A 1940-nucleotide genomic window follows, 5' to 3' on the forward strand; every position below is an offset into this window, starting at 1 on the left:
CTCAGGGGAGGGCGGGGTAGTCCGTGTAGCCCTCGGCGCCGCCGCCGTAGAAGGTCGCGGAGTTCGGCTCGTTGAGCGGGGCACCCTCGCGCCAGCGACGGACGAGGTCCGGGTTGGCGAGGAACTCGCGGCCGACCGCGACGAGGTCGCCGAGGTCGCGCTCGAGGATGTCCTCGACGTCGGCCAGCGAGGTGACCGAGCCGAATCCGGTGTTGAGGATGACCGGACCGTCGAAGCGCTTGCGCAGGTCACGGACGATGTCGGACTCCGGGTCGCCGAGGATGCTGAGGTAGGCCAGGCCGAGCGGCGCGATGCCCTCGACGAGCGCCTCGTAGGTCGCGGCGGTGTCGGCCTCGTCCTCCTCGAGCACGCCCTGGATGTTGTGCGCGGGCGAGATGCGGATGCCGACGCGGTCGGCGCCGATGGCCTCGGCCACGGCCTTGGTGATCTCGATGGTGAGGCGGGCCCGGTTCTCCGGCGAGCCGCCGTACTCGTCCGTGCGCTGGTTGCTGCTCGGCGCCAGGAACTGGTGCGGCAGGTAGCCGTTGGCGGCGTGCACCTCGACCCCGTCGAGCCCGGCGGCGATCGCCTGGCGGGCGGCGTGGACGAACTCGGCCACGAGCGCGGGGATCTCGTCGGTCTCGAGGGCGCGCGGGACGGCATACGGCTGCTGGCCGTTCGCGGTCACGATCTCGCCCGGGGCGGCGATGGCGCTGGGCGCGACGCTCTCGAGGCCGCCCTTGTTGTCGGGGTGGGCGATGCGGCCGGCGTGCATGAGCTGGACGACGACGTGGCCGCCGCCCGCGTGCACGGCGTCGGCGACGAGGCGCCAGCCGGCGACCTGCTCGTCGGAGTGGATGCCGGGGGTGTCGAGGTAGCCCTGCCCGACGGCGCTCGGCTGGGTGCCCTCGGTGATGATGAGGCCGGCGCTCGCGCGCTGGCCGTAGTACTCGGCGTTGAGCTCGGTCGGCGCCTGGCCCTCGCCCGCGCGGTTGCGCGTCAGGGGTGCCATGACGAAACGCTGGGGGAGGTCCCAGCGGCCGATGCGGATGCTCTCGAAAGCCGTGCTCACAGGCCTGCTCCTCAGATGTGGGGGACTGATCTGTCGAGGCCCACCGGGGACGGTGGAGCCGTCAACTACCTGGGCGACAAGGAGCAGGAGCGGCCGATCATTCCCGATTGCCCGCAGTTGTGGGCCAGCTCGCAGGCCACGTCCGGCTGGGCACGCTTGGCTGGCAGGTGGAGGGGGACGCAGGAGAGGGGACGCAGAAGGGGAGGACGCCTTCAGGCGTCCTCCCCTTCCCAGCCGCGTCAGCGAACGAGGGTCGCTGCTCGGCTCACGGCGCGTAGATGAAGTCCATGCCCCCGCTGAGGGTCACGGTGCGCGTGTCGTAGTTGTACGGGCCCGCCATGGCGTTCATCTCGATGATGGTCACCTGGTTGCCGCTGACGGCCGTGACCCAGCCGACGTGGCCCACGCTCGAGGAGCCGGCGACGCCGGGCTGCATGACGATGATCGAGCGGGTCCGCGGCGTGCTGCTCACCGTGTAGCCCGCGGAGCGCGCGCCGGAGGCCCACGCCATCGCGTTGCCGGTCCAGCCGCCGGGGTAGTAGCCCTCGGACTGGTACCACTTGTTGAGGGCGCCCCAGGTGCACTGGCCCGCGGTGGCCCAGTTGCGGGAGGCACGCATGCCGGCGGAGGCGCCGGGGGTGTAGCCGTTGCTGCTCGACTTCGTGGTCGAGGTGCTGACCGTCAGGGTGTGACGGGTCAGGTCACGCGAGGCGCGCTGGGCGGCAGCCTGGCGCGCCGCGGCGGCCTTGGCGGCGGCGGCCTTGGCGGCGGCGGCCTTGGCGGCGGCAGCCTTCGCCGCGGCGGCGCGCTGGGCCTGGACCTGGAGGTCCTGGATGACCTGGGGGCTCGGCTGGGCCACGCGCTTGGC

Annotated in this window: 2 protein-coding genes; both read right to left on the reverse strand. The window is 72.6% G+C overall.

The features are described 5' to 3' along the window. Position 1: 1 nt before the first annotated feature. The gene (locus tag ABD194_RS20020; protein WP_343994785.1) at positions 2-1072 is read right to left on the reverse strand and encodes an alkene reductase; all 1071 of its coding nucleotides are present in this window, start codon (positions 1070-1072) and stop codon (positions 2-4) included. Positions 1073-1337: 265 nt separating this feature from the next. Further along, the coding region (locus tag ABD194_RS20025; protein ID WP_343994787.1) for a CHAP domain-containing protein at positions 1338-1940 on the reverse strand (603 nt) is incomplete at its 5' end.

Origin of the sequence: Terrabacter terrae (genome assembly GCF_039529575.1) — a bacterium.
In the GTDB taxonomy this organism is placed as follows: domain Bacteria; phylum Actinomycetota; class Actinomycetes; order Actinomycetales; family Dermatophilaceae; genus Terrabacter; species Terrabacter terrae.